At 67.9% G+C, this 601-nt stretch carries 1 protein-coding gene; it reads right to left on the reverse strand.

Features of this window, described 5'->3' with window-relative positions; translation table 11 throughout:
* On the reverse strand, positions 1–601 hold a 601-nt coding region (locus IMZ11_RS43385; protein ID WP_228649502.1), incomplete at both ends, for a molybdopterin-dependent oxidoreductase.

The following is a 601-nucleotide window of genomic DNA, read 5'->3' on the forward strand; positions in this document are numbered from 1 at the left end:
ATCGGGGACTCCTCTTCGGGCTCCAGCCCGACCAGCAGGACCGTCGGTGCCTTCTCCAGTTCGGCGTAACGCAGCTTCATCGGCCGCCCGGCGACGTGGGCGGCCAGGAAATCGGCCTCCTCGACCGAGTGCGGCCGGGCGCGGAAATCGATGTCATTGGTGCTCAGTACCATTCGGGCGAACTTCGCGTACGCGTAGGCGTCTTGCACGGTGCTGCGGCCGCCCACCAGCACACCGGTATCTGTGCCCGCAGCCAGCAGGCCTGCCCCGGCCACCGTCAGCACCTCCGACCACGAAGCCGGACGCAGCGCGCCGTCTTCGCGGATCAACGGTGTGGTGATCTGATCCCCGACCGTGGTGTAGGTGAACGCCCACCGGCCCTTGTCGCAGTTCCACTCCTCGTTGACCTCTGGATCGTCACCGGCCAGGCGCCGCATCACTTTTCCCCGGCGGTGATCGGTGCGCTGGGCACACCCGGATGCGCAGTGCTCGCATACGCTCGGGCTGGACACCAGGTCGAACGGGCGCGCCCGGAAGCGATAGGCGGTGCCGGTCAGCGCCCCCACCGGGCAGATCTGCACAGTGTTGCCGGAGAAGTAGG

The organism is Microtetraspora sp. AC03309, from assembly GCF_020826795.1.
GTDB classification, from domain to species: Bacteria; Actinomycetota; Actinomycetes; order Streptosporangiales; family Streptosporangiaceae; genus Microtetraspora; species Microtetraspora glauca.